13 protein-coding genes are annotated in these 16,152 nt (G+C 69.2%); 6 read left to right on the top strand and 7 right to left on the bottom strand.

Annotation, left to right across the window (positions count from 1 at the left end; genetic code table 11):
• Positions 1-488 (top strand): Ig-like domain-containing protein (locus tag JSQ98_RS11815; protein ID WP_249290821.1); only part of this gene is annotated, 488 nt, incomplete at its 5' end.
• Between the two features lie 256 nt (positions 489-744).
• Here JSQ98_RS11815 and nikE read toward each other — a convergent pair.
• From nikE to JSQ98_RS11840, 5 genes are read right to left on the bottom strand one after another with little or no spacing between them, the layout of a single operon-like run.
• Positions 745-2,355, bottom strand: a complete 1,611-nt coding sequence (nikE, locus tag JSQ98_RS11820) for a nickel ABC transporter ATP-binding protein NikE (RefSeq protein ID WP_211649852.1) — start codon at positions 2,353-2,355, stop codon at positions 745-747.
• Positions 2,352-3,272, bottom strand: coding sequence for an ABC transporter permease (locus JSQ98_RS11825; RefSeq protein ID WP_249290822.1), 921 nt, complete (start codon positions 3,270-3,272; stop codon positions 2,352-2,354). The genes nikE and JSQ98_RS11825 overlap by 4 nt, the downstream gene beginning before the upstream one ends.
• Positions 3,269-4,336: an ABC transporter permease gene (locus tag JSQ98_RS11830; RefSeq protein ID WP_211649853.1), complete on the bottom strand. Its 1,068-nt coding sequence runs from the start codon at positions 4,334-4,336 to the stop codon at positions 3,269-3,271. The genes JSQ98_RS11825 and JSQ98_RS11830 overlap by 4 nt, the downstream gene beginning before the upstream one ends.
• Entirely contained in the window at positions 4,336-5,982 is a 1,647-nt protein-coding gene (locus tag JSQ98_RS11835) for an ABC transporter substrate-binding protein (RefSeq protein ID WP_346728786.1), read from the bottom strand. The genes JSQ98_RS11830 and JSQ98_RS11835 overlap by 1 nt, the downstream gene beginning before the upstream one ends.
• Positions 5,979-7,652 (bottom strand): amidohydrolase, encoded by a 1,674-nt coding sequence (locus JSQ98_RS11840; protein ID WP_211649854.1) that lies wholly within the window; start codon positions 7,650-7,652, stop codon positions 5,979-5,981. The genes JSQ98_RS11835 and JSQ98_RS11840 overlap by 4 nt, the downstream gene beginning before the upstream one ends.
• 166 nt (positions 7,653-7,818) lie before the next feature.
• Here JSQ98_RS11840 and JSQ98_RS11845 point away from each other — a divergent pair, with 166 nt between their 5' ends.
• A complete protein-coding gene (locus tag JSQ98_RS11845; protein WP_249290823.1) occupies positions 7,819-8,490 on the top strand; it encodes a TetR/AcrR family transcriptional regulator in 672 nt (223 codons plus the stop codon).
• A gap of 73 nt (positions 8,491-8,563) precedes the next feature.
• On the top strand, positions 8,564-9,937 hold the full coding sequence (locus JSQ98_RS11850; protein ID WP_211649855.1) for a M20/M25/M40 family metallo-hydrolase: 1,374 nt from the start codon (positions 8,564-8,566) through the stop codon (positions 9,935-9,937).
• Between the two features lie 18 nt (positions 9,938-9,955).
• On the opposite strand, the gene JSQ98_RS11855 is transcribed toward JSQ98_RS11850, so the two are convergent.
• Positions 9,956-10,594: an isochorismatase family protein gene (locus JSQ98_RS11855; protein WP_090146230.1), complete on the bottom strand. Its 639-nt coding sequence runs from the start codon at positions 10,592-10,594 to the stop codon at positions 9,956-9,958.
• A 146-nt stretch (positions 10,595-10,740) separates the two neighbouring features.
• Between JSQ98_RS11855 and JSQ98_RS11860 the strand changes: the two genes are divergently transcribed.
• Positions 10,741-11,691 (top strand): GlxA family transcriptional regulator, encoded by a 951-nt coding sequence (locus JSQ98_RS11860; protein ID WP_211649857.1) that lies wholly within the window; start codon positions 10,741-10,743, stop codon positions 11,689-11,691.
• A 22-nt stretch (positions 11,692-11,713) separates the two neighbouring features.
• On the opposite strand, the gene JSQ98_RS11865 is transcribed toward JSQ98_RS11860, so the two are convergent.
• Complete coding sequence (locus JSQ98_RS11865; protein WP_211649859.1) at positions 11,714-12,886, bottom strand: RsbRD N-terminal domain-containing protein; 1,173 nt, start codon at positions 12,884-12,886, stop codon at positions 11,714-11,716.
• A 159-nt stretch (positions 12,887-13,045) separates the two neighbouring features.
• Between JSQ98_RS11865 and JSQ98_RS11870 the strand changes: the two genes are divergently transcribed.
• The gene (locus tag JSQ98_RS11870) at positions 13,046-14,377 is read left to right on the top strand and encodes an MFS transporter (RefSeq protein ID WP_090146236.1); all 1,332 of its coding nucleotides are present in this window, start codon (positions 13,046-13,048) and stop codon (positions 14,375-14,377) included.
• An 87-nt stretch (positions 14,378-14,464) separates the two neighbouring features.
• Positions 14,465-16,147 carry a thiamine pyrophosphate-dependent enzyme gene (locus JSQ98_RS11875; RefSeq protein WP_211649860.1) on the top strand — a complete coding sequence of 561 codons (1,683 nt, stop codon included), beginning with the start codon at positions 14,465-14,467 and terminating at the stop codon, positions 16,145-16,147.
• Positions 16,148-16,152 lie beyond the last annotated feature (5 nt).

Here is a 16,152-nt window from a genome sequence, read left to right on the forward strand (position 1 = left end):
CGGGTGAAACCGAGCCGGGTGCTGGTGTCGAGATCCGTGATCCGGAGACCGGTGAAACGGTGTGCGAGACCGTGGCTGACGAGAACGGTCAGTTCTCGTGTGGTCCGGTTGAGGATGGTAACTACGATGTGGTTGCTGTTGATCAGTCCGGGAACGAGTCTGAGCCCACTCCGGTGATCGTTGATACGGTCGCTCCGGTCGCTCCGGATGCTCCGGATGCTCCGGATGCTCCGGTCGCTCCTGAGGCGCCGGTCACTCCTGAGGCACCGGTTGCTCCTGAAGCACCGGTCGCTCCTGAAGCACCGGATGTGATTGCGGTCGAGGCACCCGCCGCGGACAGCCCTCTCGCTACCACAGGCGGAAGCACGTTGCTTCCCTGGGGTGTTGGAGCGGTCGTCTTGGCACTCGCCGGAATCATCCTTTTCCTCAAGCGTCGCCGCGAACAAGATACGGAGGAAGACGCGACGCATAGCGTTACAGCCAAGTAAGCATTTGCTCATTCACTAAAGCAGGGAGCGTCGGAGGCCAGTTGGGCTCCGACGCTCTTTGCGTGTCCGGGTACATCTTGATCGGGATGTCAGCGCTGCTAAGCGGTCGGCAGCGAAAAGCCCTGCTGCTGACCGGGCACTGCCATCTCATGATGAGACGACATGCTGGCACAATGCGCGTTCGACTTCTCCTGCCTCGAACTTTGCCACCGTCCAACAAGCACCGAAAGCGCCCCGAACGTGGCTGGTGGGCCCCCTACGCCGCCTGCAGCCAGAGCGGTTCGGGCCGTGACGCGATCAGGCGCTGCGTGTACTCCTGCTGCGGGTCGGTGAGGATCTGTGTCGTCGTTCCGTACTCGACGACCTCGCCGCGCTGCATCACGAGGGTTTCAGCGCAGATCCGAGAGACGACGGCGAGGTCGTGCGTGACGAAGACGATGGTGAGCCCGAACTGCTCGCGCACCTCCTCGATGAGTTCGAGTACCTGCGCCTGCACCGACACGTCGAGTGCGCTCGTCGCCTCGTCGAGCACGAGCAGCTTCGGCTTCGCGGCGAGCGCCTTCGCGAGCGCGACGCGCTGCCGCTGCCCGCCCGAGAGCGCCTTCGGCCTCGCGGCGAGCTGGTCGGGCCGGATGCCGACGCGCTCCAGCAGCGCGCCGGCCGCCGACTCGGCATCTCGACGCGTTCCCCCGGCGTGCAGGCGCACGACGTCGGCGACTGAACGGCCGATCGCGATGCGGGGGTCGAGCGAGAGATACGGATCCTGGAACACCATCTGGGTGCTGGACGCGAGTGTCCGGCGTTCGGCTCCCGAGAGCGCGCGATCGGGTCGCGTGACGCCCTCGACCACCAGCTCTCCCTCGTCGGTCTGCTCCAACCCGACGAGGATGCGCGCGAGCGTCGATTTGCCCGAGCCGGATTCGCCGACGATGCCGAGCGATCCGCCGCGCGCGAGCGAGAAGTCGACGTCGAAGAGCGCCGTCACATCGTCGCGCCCCGTCACCCGGTAGCGCTTCGTGAGCCCCGAGGCCACGATCAGCGGGGGGTCCACAGGCGCCGAAGCGCCCGCCGCACCGGCGGCAACCTCTCGCACCTCGATGCGCGGTGTCGCGGCGAGCAGCTCGCGAGTGTAGGCCTCACGAGGCCTTTGGAAGATGGACTCGGTCGCGCCCGCTTCCACCACGAGCCCGCCGCGCAGCACGACGACGCGCTCGCACAGCGATGCGGCGAGCCCGAGGTCGTGCGTGATGAACAGCATGCCCATCCCTCGTGCCGCCTGCTGCTCGCGGAGCAGATCGACGATGCCGGCCTGGGTGGTGACGTCGAGCGCGGTGGTCGGTTCGTCGCACAGCAGCAGATCGGGTGAATCGAGCAGAGCTGCGGCGATCATCACGCGTTGCAGCATGCCGCCCGAGAGCTGGTGCGGGTACTGGTCGAGCAGCGAGGCGGCACGCGGCAACCCGACCTGCTCCAGCTGAGCCACGGCGCGCGTCGCGGCGTCGGATCGGCTCAGTCCGTGCCAGCGCACCAGTGTCTCGGTCAGGAAGTCGCCGAGTGTGCGCACCGGGTTGATGCCGGCGCGGGGGTCTTGGAAGATCATCGACGCACGTGTGCGGCGGATCGTGCGCAGCTGCGCCTCGCTCGCCGTCACGGTGTCGATGTCGCCGACGCGTACCGACCCTGCGAGCGATGCGTGGTCGGGGAACAGGCCGAGAGCAGCCCGGGTGGTGAGCGATTTGCCCGATCCGGATTCGCCGACGAGGGCCACGGATTCGCCGGAGGCTACCGACAGCGACACCCCGTTCAGCAGCGGGCCGCGTCCGGGAACGCGCAGGGAGAGATCTGCGATATCGAGGAGCTGGGTCATGAGAAGTTGCCTCCGATGCGGTCGGACAGTTCTTCGCCGATGATGTTGATGGCGACCACCACGAGCACGACGACTGCGGCGGGCACGAACGTCGGCAGGAGCGCCCCGCTCATGAGTGCCCCGCGGCTCTCGTTGATCATGGAGCCCCAGTCGGCGGTGGGGGCCTGCACGCCGAGGCCGATGAACGACAGGGCGGCGAGGTCGGCGAGCACGTACCCGAAGTTGAGCGTCGACTGGGCGCCGACGGTCGGTACGACATTCGGGAGCACGCGGCGCAGGGCGATCCACGATCCGCGGAACCCGAGCACTCGATAGGCCTGCACGTAGGGCCGGGTGCGCTCCGCCACGATGAGCCCACGGGTGAGCCGGGCGACGTAGGGGATGTAGGCGATGGTCATGGCGAGCACCGGGGCGAAGAGTCCCTTGCCGAAGAGCGCGACCGCGAGAATCGCGAGCAGCATCGCCGGGAACGAGAACAGGAAGTCGAAGACGCGCGAGAGCACGGCGTCGATCCATCCGCCGCGCCACGCGGCGATGAGGCCGAGCAGGAGGCCCAGCACGGTCGAGCCGATGACGACGATGAGCGGACCGATGAGGGAGGTGCGCGCGCCGAACATCAGTCGGGTGAGCAGATCGCGGCCGAGCGCGTCGGTGCCGAGCCAGTGCGCCCAGCTGGGGCCGGAGAGCACATTCTGCAGGTCGACGTGATCGGGGTCGTAGGGCGCGATCAGCGTCGCGAGCGCCGCGGCGAGTACGACGATCGCGACGAAGACGAGCGACACCGTGGCCTGGACGGAGAAGCGCCTGCGCCGCAGCGACTTCGGCACGGTGAGGGCGCGGGTGGCGTTCGGCGGGACATCCGGAGACGATCCTGAGGTGGCGGGCCGCGGTGCGGCCTGGGAGGCAGAGGTGCTCATCGGGTCTCCGATCCTGCGGCGATGCGGGGGTCGATCAGCGGTTGGATGAGATCGACGATGGTGTTGATGGTGACGAAGGCGACGACGACGACGAGCACGATGGCCTGGACGACCGGGAAGTCCAGTCGATCGACCGACTGCACGAGCAGCGACCCCATGCCGGCGAGTCCGAACGTCTGCTCGACGATCGCGCTCGAGACGAGGAGACCTGCGACGAGCACGCCGCTGACGAGCAGGATCGGACCGACCGCGTTGCGCAGTACGTGCCGCAAGACCACCGATGACCGGGTGAGTCCGCGGCTGGTGGCCACCTCGACGTGCTCGCGCACGAACTGCTCGTTCATCGAGGAGCGGGTGACCCGGGCGATGAGCGCGACGAACGCGAGGCCGAGGGCGAATGCGGGGAGGATCAGGTGCATGAAGCGGTCCCAGCCGGCGTCTCCGCTGCCGAAGGAGGGGAACCAGCCGAGTTGCACGGCGAACACCGCGATGAGCAGGATCGCGATGACGAAGGCGGGCATCGCGCCGAGCGCCGTCGACGTCATCAGGATCACGCGATCCGTCAGCTTGCCGCGCCGCAGACTGGCGAAAATGCCGGCCGCGAGCCCGAAGAGCACGATGATCACCGCGGCGAGGGCGACGAGTTCGAGGGTGACCGGGAGCCGGGCCAGCAGCACGCTCGACACATCGTCGCGGTATTGGAGCGAGCGGCCGAAGTCGCCGCGCACCACGCCGCTGATCCACGAGAGGTACTGCTCGATCGGGGACTTGTCGAGGCCGTACTGCTTCGTGACCTCGGCGATGGCCTCCGGGCTCGGGCTCCTGCCGCGCAGGAGGAAGCGCGCCGGGTCGCCCGGCACGACGAAGCGGGAGAAGAATACGACGAGCGAGGCGGCGAACAACGTCGCCACGAGGCCGACGAGGCGTCCCAGCACGAACCGCGCGGTCGTCCCACCACGACGGCCGCGACTGCGGCGCCCCCCGCGCTGACGGCCGGACGAGGTGCCGTCCTCGCGCAGTCGCACGGCCCGCGTCTCGTTTGCAGCAGCGCCAGCTGATGTCATCACTCCGCCTTCCCGATCGTCGCGGCCCAGGGGTAGTACATGTAGGAGATCGATGGATCGACGCCCGTGATCCGGTCGCCGAGCCACAGGGTCGTCGGTACGTCGAAGAGCGGAATCCAGGGGAGCTCCTCGCTCGTGAGGCGCTGCGCTTCGGCGGCCAGATGGGAGCGCTCGAATGCGTCGTCCGTCTGCAGCGCCTCGTTCACGATGGTGTCGAACTCGTCGTTCGACCACTGGCCGTAGTTCGAGAACTCGCCGGTGCGCAGCACCGCGTACATCTCGAGCGGGTCGGTACTCGAGAGGTACCAGCGCGTCGTCATCAGGTCGACGCCCTCGAGCGCGGTGGGGTCGGAGAACAGCAGCGTGTACGCGTTCGGGGTGCGGGTGTCGATCTCGATGTCGAGGCCGATCTCGGCGCCCGCCGACGCGACCGCCTGGGAGATGACATCGAAGGAGGCGTCGAGCGACGCAGTCGCGTACGTGATCTTCGCGCCCTCGGCGCCGGCCTCCTGGACTAGGCGCCGCGCCTCTTCGAGGTCGTAGTCGTGGTTCGGCAGGTCCTCGAATGCGGTGTTCGCGGCCTCTGGGTCGCCGTTGATCCACACCGATTCGGATGTGAGCGCGTCGGTCGGCGTCGCGTATCCCTGCACGGCGGCGCGCACGAGCGCCTCGCGATCGAGCGCCATGGTCAGAGCCTGGCGCACGCGCACGTCGCCGAGCGGGCCGTCCATGTCAGACACGATGAGGCTCTGCACCGTCGCGTTCAGACCGAAGTGCACGCTGCCGGTGTCGCTCGCCCGCAGCACGTCGATGGCGTTGCTCGGGATCGTCCAAGCGCCATCGATCTCGCCGGTCTGCAGCGCGTTGACGCGCGCGTTCGGGTCGGTGAGGATCACGAAGGTCATCTGCTCGGCCTTCGCGCGCAGCTCGGGATCCCAGTAGTCGTCGAAGCGGTCGAGGGTGATCGACTCGCCCGAGCGCCACTCGCCGAAGGAGAACGGGCCCGTGCAGTTGACCCCGGTCGACTGGTTGCCGTAGTCGGCACCCGCCGCTTCGGTGGTCGCGGCCGACTGGATGACGCCGGGGGCCGCCGACATCAGCTGATTGAACTGCGAGTCGGGTACGACGGTGCGCACGGTCACCTCGTGCTCGCCCGTCTGCTCGATCGTGTCGACGTTCTTGAAGGTGTCGTACCAGAACGACGCCACCTCGGGATCGAGGTGCCGCATCAACGAGACGACGACGTCGTTCGGGGTCATCTCGGTGCCGTCGTGGAACTTGACGCCTTCGCGGATCGTGTAGACCCAGGTGAGCGGGTCGGGGTGCTCGAAACCGGTGGCGAGGCCGGGCGAGACCGACAGGTCGGAGTTCCAGCGGAGCAGGGAGTCGCAGACGTTCGAGAGCACCGTGTTGTCGGCGTAGTCGAATGCGTATGCCGGGTCGAGCGAATACGGCTCGGTGCCGAGCGCCCACGTGTACGAGTCGATCTCGCCCACGGGAGCGGGAGTGCTCGCCTCCAGCTCGAAGGTGCCGGCATCCTTGCCGACGGCGCTCTGCCCGCAGCCGACGAGGCCGGTGACGAGCAGGATCGCCGTGCCGACGGTGGCCGTACCGCGCATGCCGCGGCGGGTCAGGCGGCGGGTCACGCTGCGTCCTCCGCTCGCGAGTACACGCGCTCGCCGCCGATCCACGTCTCGTCGACGCGCGCGGTGTGCAGATCTGCAGGGGCGAGGTTGAAGAGATTGCGGTCGAGAATGGCGAGGTCGGCGTAGTAGCCGGGCTCGATGCGTCCGGTGACGTGATCGAGGTGGTTCACTCGTGCCGTGCCCTGCGTGTAGGCGTCGAGCGCCTGCGCGAGGGTGAGCCGCTGCGACTCGGGGCCGAGCGGGGGCAGGTCGTTGTGCGGCGAGCGTCGGTTCACTGCGATGTGGATCGCCTGCACGGGGTCGGGGCTCGAGACCGACCAGTCGCTTCCCGCTGCGAGGCGCGCACCCGATGCGACGAGTTCGCCGAAGGGGTAGTGGTGCTCTTCGGCGTCGTCGGCCAGGAAGGGCAGCGTGAGCGTGTCCAGCTGATCCTCGTGGCACGCCCACAGCGCCTGAATGTTCGCGGTCGCTTCGAGCGGGGCGAAGCGGGCCACGTCCTCCGAGCGCACGACCTGCAGGTGCGCGAGGTGGTGGCGGTTTCCGCTCGCGCCGTTCTCCTGTCGGGCGTGCTCCACGGCGTCGAGCGCGTCGGTGACCGCGCGATCGCCGAGCGCGTGGAAGTGCACCTGCATCCCTTCTCGGTCGAGGGCGGCCACGAAGCGCGCCATGTCGCGTGGGTCGAAGAACGAGATGCCGCGATTCTCGGTCGCGTTGCCGTGGTGATCCCGGTAGCACTCGTGCATCGCAGCGGTGAAGTTCTCGGCGACGCCGTCGACCATGACCTTCACGGAGGCGAGCGAGAGCTGGTCGGGGTGGCACTGGCTCGCGACCTCGTCGCGGCGGGCGAGGATCGGCCCGAGCTGGGCGTCGCCGTCCTCCCGGTTCCACCACTGCGCTCCGCGCACGCGCACCTTGAGCGCGCCGTCCCGCGCTGCGCGCAGGTACACCGGCACCGTGTCGGGGCTGCCCATGAATTCGCCGACCGCCGCGTCCTGCCAGGCGGTGATGCCGAAGGAGAGGAGGTGCTGCTGCGCGGCGAGGAGCCCGGCGTACGCCTGCTCGAGTGTGGGCCGCGGCCGCACGGCGCCGAAGAGGCTCATCGCCCCCTCGTGGGCGGTGCCGGCCGGGGTGCCGTCGGGTTCGCGCTCGAAGCGCCCGTCGGCGGGGTCGGCCGTCTCTGCGGTGATCCCGGCGAGCTCGAAGGCGCGGGTGTTCGCCCACGCGCCGTGGTGGTCGCGATTCTCGAGCAGCACCGGCCGGTCGGGCACGATCTCGTCGAGCATCTGACGGGTGGGGGTGCCGCCGGGGAAGGCGTCCATCGACCAGCCGGCCCCCTGGATCCAGGGGAGATCGGGGTGCGCGTCGGCGTACGCGGCGACGACGGCGAGCGTGTCCGCTGCCGTCTCGCAGCCCGAGAGATCGCAGCTCAGTAGCTCGACCCCCGCCATGACGGGGTGCACGTGCGCGTCCTGGAACCCGGCGATCACCAGTCGGCCGTCGAGGTCGACGCGGGTGGTCGCTGATTCGGCGAGGCGTGCCACCTCGTCGGGGTCGGTCGAGAGTATGCGTCCGTCGGCGATGGCGACCCCGCCGTAGACGGGCGAGCTCTCGGTTCCGGTGTAGACCCATCCGTGCTCGAGCACGGTGTCAGCGGTCGGGGTGTGCGTCACCGCAGCCTCCTTCGGCGTATCTTCTTCGATGCGTAGGTGTTCAAGGTATGCGCAATCGAGCGCTGAGTCAACGTTGTTGACATGATCGTTGACTTTCCGTGACGCCGCCTGGTTACACTGATCCCACACCGGAATGCGCCGGATGCACCGATCAAGATGGAGGCCGATGGTGACGAGTGGTCCGAGCACGAGACGCGTGCGGCTCGACCAGCGCACCATCGTCGACGGGGTGCTCGAGCTCGCCCGCACCGAACCGACCTCGCGGGTCACCTTCAAGCGTCTCGGCGAGCATCTCGGCGTCGACGCCTCGGCGATGTACCGCCACTTCCGCAACAAGGACGAACTGGTGCGGGCCTCGCTCGACCGCATCAGCGGCTGGGCGTCAGAAGCCGGCCGTGCATCCTCCGGTACGTGGCGCGAACGGCTCGAGGTCGTCGTGACGCGCACCGCGGAGCTGAGTCTCGAGTACCCGGCGATCGGCAAGGAGGGCGCGGTCACCGACCCGGCCGGCCCCGGAGATGCCTCGGCCGTCGAATTCCTGCTCGAGATGCTCGTCGAGGCCGGGTTGAGCGGTGACGCGCTCATCCGGTTCTACGCGGCGATCTCGGGGTTCATGCTGGCGCACTCCTCGGCGATGGCGAACGAGGCCTTTCAGCGGGGCCACGCCGCCCGCGACGGATCGATTCCCTGGATCAGCACCTTCGGGCCCATCACCCTCAGCGACTACCCGCTCGTGGATGCCCACCGCGATGCGCTGCTCGCAGTCGACGGCATGGCGGTGTACCGCGCCGGCGTCTCCGCGATCCTCGATTCCGTCGAACGCGCTGTTACGGCCTGATCCTCGCCGTTTCCATCCCGAGTAGGGTGGAGGGGTGAAGCGGGCGCGACCCGGGAAGAGGAGGTGGCTGGCGGTGTCTGAACGCGGCGATGCATCGAGTGCTCCGACCTCGACCGCCCCCGCGAGCGGGTCGGCAGCCGACACCATCGCGCTGCTGCGATCGCTCATCCGCGAGGCCTGCGTCAACGACGGCAGTGTCGCATCGGGGCAGGAGATTCGCAGCGTGCGGGTGCTGCAGCGCTTCCTCGCAGAGGCCGTCGCCACGGGCCGCGTGGAGACGCACGTGCTCGAATCGGCTCCCGGCAGGGCCTCGCTCGTCGCGCGGCTGCGCGGAACCGACCCGGATGCTCCCTCGCTCGGACTGCTCGGGCACCTCGACGTCGTGCCCGTCGATCCCGAAGGGTGGACCAGAAACCCCTTCGGCGGTGATCTCATCGACGGAGAGATCTGGGGCCGCGGCGCCGTGGACATGCTCTACCTCACCGCCGCATTCGCCTGCGTGCTGCGCGACGCGGCGCTGGCACCGGAGCCGCCGCGAGGCGACCTCGTGCTGCTCGCGGTCGCAGATGAAGAGGGCGGCGGGGAGTACGGCATCCACTGGCTCGTACGGCAGCACCCGGAGACGGTGCGCGTCACCGAAGCGCTCTCCGAATCGGGTGGCATGCGCATGGGGCGTCATGTGGCGATCGAGGTGGCCGAGAAGGGGTCCGCCGGTCGGCGGCTCATCATCCACGGCAAACCCGGCCACGCCTCGATCCCGTACGGCGCGAAAAGCGCGTCGTACCGCGTGGGCGAGGTGCTGCAGCGTCTGGGTGAGGTGATGCCCGCCGCGCAGCTCGGTCCGCTGTGGAACGCGTTCGTCGGCGCGCGTATTCAGGATCCAGCGCTGGCCGAGCGACTGCGCGATCCGGTGCGCCTCGACGCCGCGCTTCCGCACCTCGGCGGCATCGCCGGATACGCCCACGCGGTCTCGCGCATCACCATGTCGCCGACGGTGCTGCGCGCCGGCATGACGCACAACGTGATTCCCGCGATGGGCACGATCGACCTCGACATCCGCACCCTTCCTGGCACGACGGACGCCGAGGTCGATCGCCTGCTGCGCGCCGTGCTCGGGCCCCTCGCCGACGACATCGAGATCGAGCACCTGCGCGGGTGGGCCGCCACGGCCTCGCCGTCGGACACGCCGCTCTTCGCCGCGATCGAGCGCGCGGTCGAGGCGGTCGCCGACGCCCCGGTCGTGCCGATCATGGCGGCGGGCGGTTCAGACGCACGAGTGCTGCGCGAACTCGGCATTCCAGCGTACGGCTTCGGCTTGCTCGGCCCCGAGTGGAGCTATGAGCGGTACCGCGAGGGCGTGCACGGCAACGATGAGCGCATCGACGTGGAGTCGGTCACCCTCTCGCTCGAAGCCTTGCAGCGCATCGTGGCCGATCGTCTCCGCTGAGCTCGGAGCCGGCTCCCGTTACGACTGCACCGCGTGCTGAGCGCCGGCGATGGCTGACTCGACGAGGTTGCTCGCGGGCACCGAGGTGCCGGCAGCGGTGGCGGTCAGCCACTCATCGGTCGACGCGACGGCGGCCCAGTTGGACTGCAGCAGCGCCATCAGCGTCTGGTGCACGGTCGTGGCCGAGGCCGATCCCGCCGCGTTCGACAGGTGAATCGCTCCGGTCGCGTCTGACAGGACCTCGGTGGTGAAGCCGAGCACCTCTGCCTCCGCAGCCGATGCCAGAATGCAGTTGTTCGTCATGTAACCGGCCAGCGTGACGGTGTCGATGTCGCGCTCGCGCAGCCACTCCGCGAGACCGGTGCCCGGGTAGACGGAGCTGTACTGCTTGACGACGTGCTTCCAGTCGTCGGTGCGGAGCCGTTCGATCTCGGGGTGCAGCGCGAACGACGCGCTGCCGGGGCTGAAGACCGGGGCGCCCTCTCCGCCGTCGTGCTGCACGACCACGACGGGCATGCCGGCCTCGGTCGCAGCCGCGATCGCGGCGGTGGTCTTCGCGAGTGAATCGGTGATGCTCGGGTAGTGGATCTCGAGTGGGCCGTCGAAGTACTGCTGCTGGATGTCGACGAGGACGAGGGCGCGGCGCGGGGATGCCATGGGAAGCTCCTGGAGGTCAGCGGGTGCGCATCCGGGTGCGGATGCTCTCCCTACGATCTGTCATCGGAGCCCCCCTCACAAGTGGCAGAAATGCCGCGATATGATGGTTTCGGGCCAGACGGAATCTCGGAACGACGGGAGCATCGATGCGGATCGCGATATACGCCTTCCCCGGCGTCACCACGTTCCATCTCGCTGTCCCGCAGATGGTCTTCGACGAGGTGCGCCGCCTCGGTCTCGCCGATTGGCGCACCGAGCTGTTCTCAGACACGGCGGGCGCGATCCGCACCGCTGAAGGGCTGACGCTCAGCGGGGTGCACGGTGCCGATCGCGCGGATGAGGCCGATCTCATCGTGGTGCCCTCGTGGTACGAGGACGGCCGGTCGCCCGATTCCGGCCTCCTCGACCTGCTTCGACTCGGGCACGCGCGAGGAGCGACGATCGCCGGTCTGTGCCTCGGCGCGATTCCCGTGGCCGACGCCGGAATCCTGGCGGGGCGCCGCGCCGTGACGCACTGGCAGGCGTTCGGCGCTGTATCGGAGCGGCACCCCGACATCGATCTCGACGAGACGGTTCTATACGTCGACCACGGAGACGTGCTCACGGCGGCGGGCACCGCCTCCGGGCTGGACGCGTGCCTGCACATCGTGAGAGGACGTCTCGGCGCCGACGCGGCGAACCGCGTCGCCCGCAGTCTCGTGGTGGCGCCGCATCGTGACGGTGGGCAGGCGCAGTACATCGATCGACCGCTCCCAGCGGCATCGGCCGGAGATCCGTTCTCGGACGTGCTCGATTGGTCGCTCGCCCACCTGGACCAACCCCTCTCCGTCGACCGGCTCGCGCACCGAGCGCACATGAGTCGCAGAACGTTCGTGCGCGCATTCCACGCAGCGACAGGATCCACGCCCGCCGCCTGGGTGCGCGCGCGCCGCCTCGACGAGTCCCGTCGCCTGCTGGAGACGACCCAGTGGTCGGTCGAGCACATCGCGGAGGCGTGCGGATTCGGCAGTCCCGTCACCTTCCGTCAGGGATTCGCCGCGGCCTACGGCGTCGCGCCGTCCCGGTATCGCAAGACGTTCGAAGCGGTGCGCGCCTGACGCGATCGGGGTCGGGCGGCGCCTAGGCCCACCCGACGACGAGGCGCGCGGCGTCTGCGGGCACGAGCGGGTCGACGCCGGTGAGATCGGCGAAGCGGCGCAGTCGGTTCGCGAGCGTGTTGCGGTGGCAGAACAGTGCATCGGCGGCCGCGCCGATGCTGCCGGTCTCGAGGTAGCTGCGCGCCGCCTCCTCGAGCCGCGCTCGCTCTGCCGGCGTGCATCGGGCGAGCGCGTCGTGCACATCGGCGAGGATCGGGTTGCCGGCGTCGAGCAGGCTGCGCGCGGCCAACCGCGCCCAACCGCGACTCCACGTCATGGCGCCGGATTCGTCGGCGACGAAGGCGCGCGCGAGCGACGCCGCGGTGGTGGCGGCGCGTCGCAGGTCGACGACGCCCCCGGGGGCGAGAGTGATACCGACGCGCAGGTCGAGTACGCGCGCGGCGACCTCTGACAGTCGCGACCCGGGAAGGGCGACCTGGCGCATGAATGCGATGAGCGTCTCGCCGAGGTGGTGCGTGAACACCTTCCCGCCCGCCCGCTCGAGCTCGGAGATGTGCACCCGCAGGGCGGCGACGTCGTCATCGACGGCGGCCACGACGTGGAGCGGAGCGGCGTCGCCGAGCCCCAGGTCTGCGGCGATCGTCTCGAGCCGCTCTGATCCCGGTTGCACGTCTTGGAAGAGCGCCGCGATGAGGCCCTGCCGAACTGACGCCTGCTCTTCGTTCATGCGCTGCAGCTCGGCGAGGTACGCCGCTTCGGTCTGGTGCACGTAGTCGTCGACCGTGCGCAGCACGATGTTCGTGTGCCGCACGATGAGCTGCGCGTCTTCGGCGGTCGCCGCCCGGGTGAGCGCTTCCCACAGCACGGTGAAGTCGTGTCGAATGGCCGTCATGAGGGAGGTGAGCGGGATGCCGGCGCGCGCTCGCGACACGCCGACGTCGGTCGCGACCGGCACTGGCGCGGCGAACCCGCCAGCGCGCAGCCCCTCGATCAGGGAGATGAATGAGAGCGTGCCCGTGCGTCGCAGTTCCGAGACGGGAATGGGCGCCGGGTCGTAGCCGGGCACCGTCCCGACCTGCGCGAGGAACCGGTCGGTGAGCGACTCCGGGTCGAGCTCTGCGAGGAGTTCGAGCCATCGATCCCGGTCGGCTGCCTCGGGGGTGTCGCTGAGCGCGTCGGCGGAACGATCATCCATTCGGCCAGTGTATGTGCACATGCACTGAAATCTTGTCGCGTTCGGGGGCGATATGGCACCCGCGATGTGCGGATTCCCTGCAATGATCGAGTACCGACGCCCGCGCAACCGCGCGAGAGCCGCACCTCACGGATCCCGCATCCTCGACGGAGAGAACGCATGAGCGAGACAACCCACACGGCATCGATCGAATACGGTGCCACGCAAGAACTCAGCGTCAAAGACGCCAACAAGGTCGCACTCGGGGCGCTGATCGGCACCGCACTCGAGTGGTACGACTTCTTCCTGTTCAGCGCCGCCGCCGCGCTGGTCTTCAACGTCCAGTACTTCACGAGCGAGAACGCCACTGCGGCGGCGCTCGCATCGTTCGCGACGTTCGGCGTCGGCCTCGCCGCGCGCCCCATCGGCGGCATCATCTTCGGGCGCATGGGCGACCGCATCGGTCGCCGCAAGGTGCTCATGATCACGATCGTCGGCATCGGCATCGTCACCGGCCTCATCGGCCTGCTGCCCACCTACGCCGCCATCGGCATCGCCGCCCCGATCCTGCTCGTGCTGCTGCGCGTGCTCCAGGGCCTCTTCGTCGGCGGCGAGTGGTCGGGCGCCATGACGATCGTGGTCGAGAACGCGCCGCTGCACCTCCGCGCCCGGTACGCGGCGATCCCGCAGATCGGCTCGCCCATCGGCACGATCCTCTCCTCCGGCGGATTCTTCGTGATGACGCTCATCCTGTCGCAGGAGAGCTTCAGCTCCTGGGGCTGGCGCATCCCGTTCCTGATCGCATTCCCGCTGCTCATCGTCGCGGTCTACATCCGCTCGAAGCTCGAGGAATCGCCGGTCTTCCGTCAGCTCGAGGAGTCGGGCGAGATCGACAAGACCCCGGTGGCCAGCACCTTCAAACACAGCTGGAAGCAGATCATCGTCGGCATGGCAGCAGCACTGCTCGGCGTGGGCGGGTTCTACCTCGTCACCGCGTTCTGCGTGTACTACGGCGTGAACGTGCTCGGCTACGACTCCTCGCTGATGCTGCTCGGCAGCATGGTCGCCGCCACCGTCGAGATCTTCGTCCTCATCTGGGGCGGTGTACTCGGTTCCAAGTACGGGGCGAGCAAGGTCATCCTGTGGGGCGGCGTGACCTCTGCCGTCGTGGCGATCCCCGCCTTCCTCATGCTGGCCTCCGGCAACCCCGTGCTGGTCGTGCTCTCGATGACGCTCGCCGTCGCGGCCCTGTCGCTGCCGTACGCGGCGTCCGGCACTGTGCTCACCGGGCTGTTCCCGGCGAAGACGCGGTACACCGGCGTCGGCCTGGCGCAGAACACCGCAGGCATGCTCTCGGGCTTCATCCCGCTGCTCGCGACCGGCTTCGTCGCCGCGGCAGCCAACCACTGGTGGCCGGCCGCCGCGATGCTCATCTTCCTGAGCCTCTTCTCGGCATTCGCAGGCGCCGTCGCGCCTCGCCTGAGCGTGAACCTGCCCGGCTTCAAGCACTGATCGAACGGGTCGGTGCGGATCTCCGGAAGGGGACCGCACCGGCCCTTCTCGTTCTCATCCCGTTGTACCCCGGAAGGATCGCACCACATGTCACAGTCGGCAGGCCACCTCATCGTCCGCACCCTCGAGGCGCACGGCGTGCAGCGCGTCTACGCCGTTCCGGGTGAGAGCTACCTCGACGTGCTCGACGGTCTGCACGATTCGTCGATCGACACGGTCGTCTGCAGGCAGGAGGGCGGCGCCGGGTTCATGGCGCTCGCCGAGGGGCGGCTCACCGGCGTGCCGGGTGTCGCGATGGTGACGCGGGGCCCCGGCGCTGCGAACGCGATGATCGCGATCCACACGGCGTGGCAGGACGCGACGGCGCTGGTGCTCTTCGTCGGCCTCATCCCGGTCGCCGACCGCGAGCGCGACTCGTTCCAGGAGTTCAGCCTGACGGGCTGGTTCGGGTCGACGGCGAAACGCGTCATGACCATCGACGATGCGGATCGCGCGGGCGAGCTCGTGGCAGAGGCCTTGCGCACTGCAGCTGCCGGTCGTCCGGGCCCGGTCGTCATCGGTCTGCCGGAGGACGTGCTGGTGGAGCTGACCGATGCCGCGCCGAGCGCGCCCATCGCGGTACCCGACCCGCAGCCCTCGGCTGCGGAGCTCACCGCGCTCGCCGAGCGGCTGACCCGCGCCGAGCGGCCCGCGATCGTCGCCGGCGGCGACGGCTGGCACGGCGGCGCGGGGCGCGCGCTGCTGGAGTTCGCCGCGGCGGCGGGCGTGCCCGTCTTCACCGACTGGCGCGCCTACGACGCCGTGCCGCACGAGGGTGCGGCGTGGGCGGGTTGGCTCGGCTACGGTCGCGCTGACGCGGTAGCGGCGGGGTACGCGGCGGCAGACCTCCTGGTGCTCGTCGGGTGCGGCAGATCCGATGTGATGAGCGACGGATACCGTCTCGGCTTCGGAGCCGAGACGGTGCTCGTGACGATGGACCCGGAGGCCACGATGCATGCCGGGCGCATCGACCAGCAGGTGCTGTCGTCCCCTGCGTCGTTCGTCGCCGCGCTCGGCGCGCTCGACGCCGCGGACATCCGCGGCGACCGAGACGACGCGTGGATGCGCGACCGGTCGGAGGCGCAGCAGCGCTTCGCGGCGCACCGACCGGATGCGTCAGTGCCCGGTGTCGCCGGCGCCTCCGGGATCCCTGCGGAGACCGAGCACCCGGGCGTCGACCTCGGAGTCGCGTTCGGCGAACTCGGCGACCGCCTCGAGGGGCAGGCCGTGCTGACGTTCGGCGCGGGCAACGCGACGATCTGGGCGCATCGATTCGTCACCCATCTCACCCCTGCGAGCCTCGTCGGCGCGCGCAACGGCGCGATGGGCCTCGCGGTGCCAGCAGCTGTCGCGGCATCGCTAGCGTTCCCCGATCGCCGTTCGGTCGCGGTCTGCGGCGACGGCGACTTCATGATGAACGGGCAGGAACTCGCCACCGCCTTCGCGCACGGCGGCACGCCGTTGGTCATCGTCGTCGACAACGGCATCTACGGCACGATCGTGCAGCACCAGGAGCGGCACTACCCGGGGCGCCCATCGGGCACGCGCATGGCGAACCCCGACTTCGCCGAGTGGATGCGCGCCTTCGGCGGGCACGGCGAGCGAGTCGAGCACACCGATGACTTCGCCGGAGCGCTCGATCGTGCGCTCGCAGCCGACCGCCCAGCACTCATCCACCTGCTCATCGACGACAGCGTCATGCCGCCCGCCGCCGACGAGATCGCAGCCTGAGGAGA

The organism is Leucobacter manosquensis (genome assembly GCF_018304845.1).
Lineage (GTDB): Bacteria > Actinomycetota > Actinomycetes > Actinomycetales > Microbacteriaceae > Leucobacter > Leucobacter alluvii.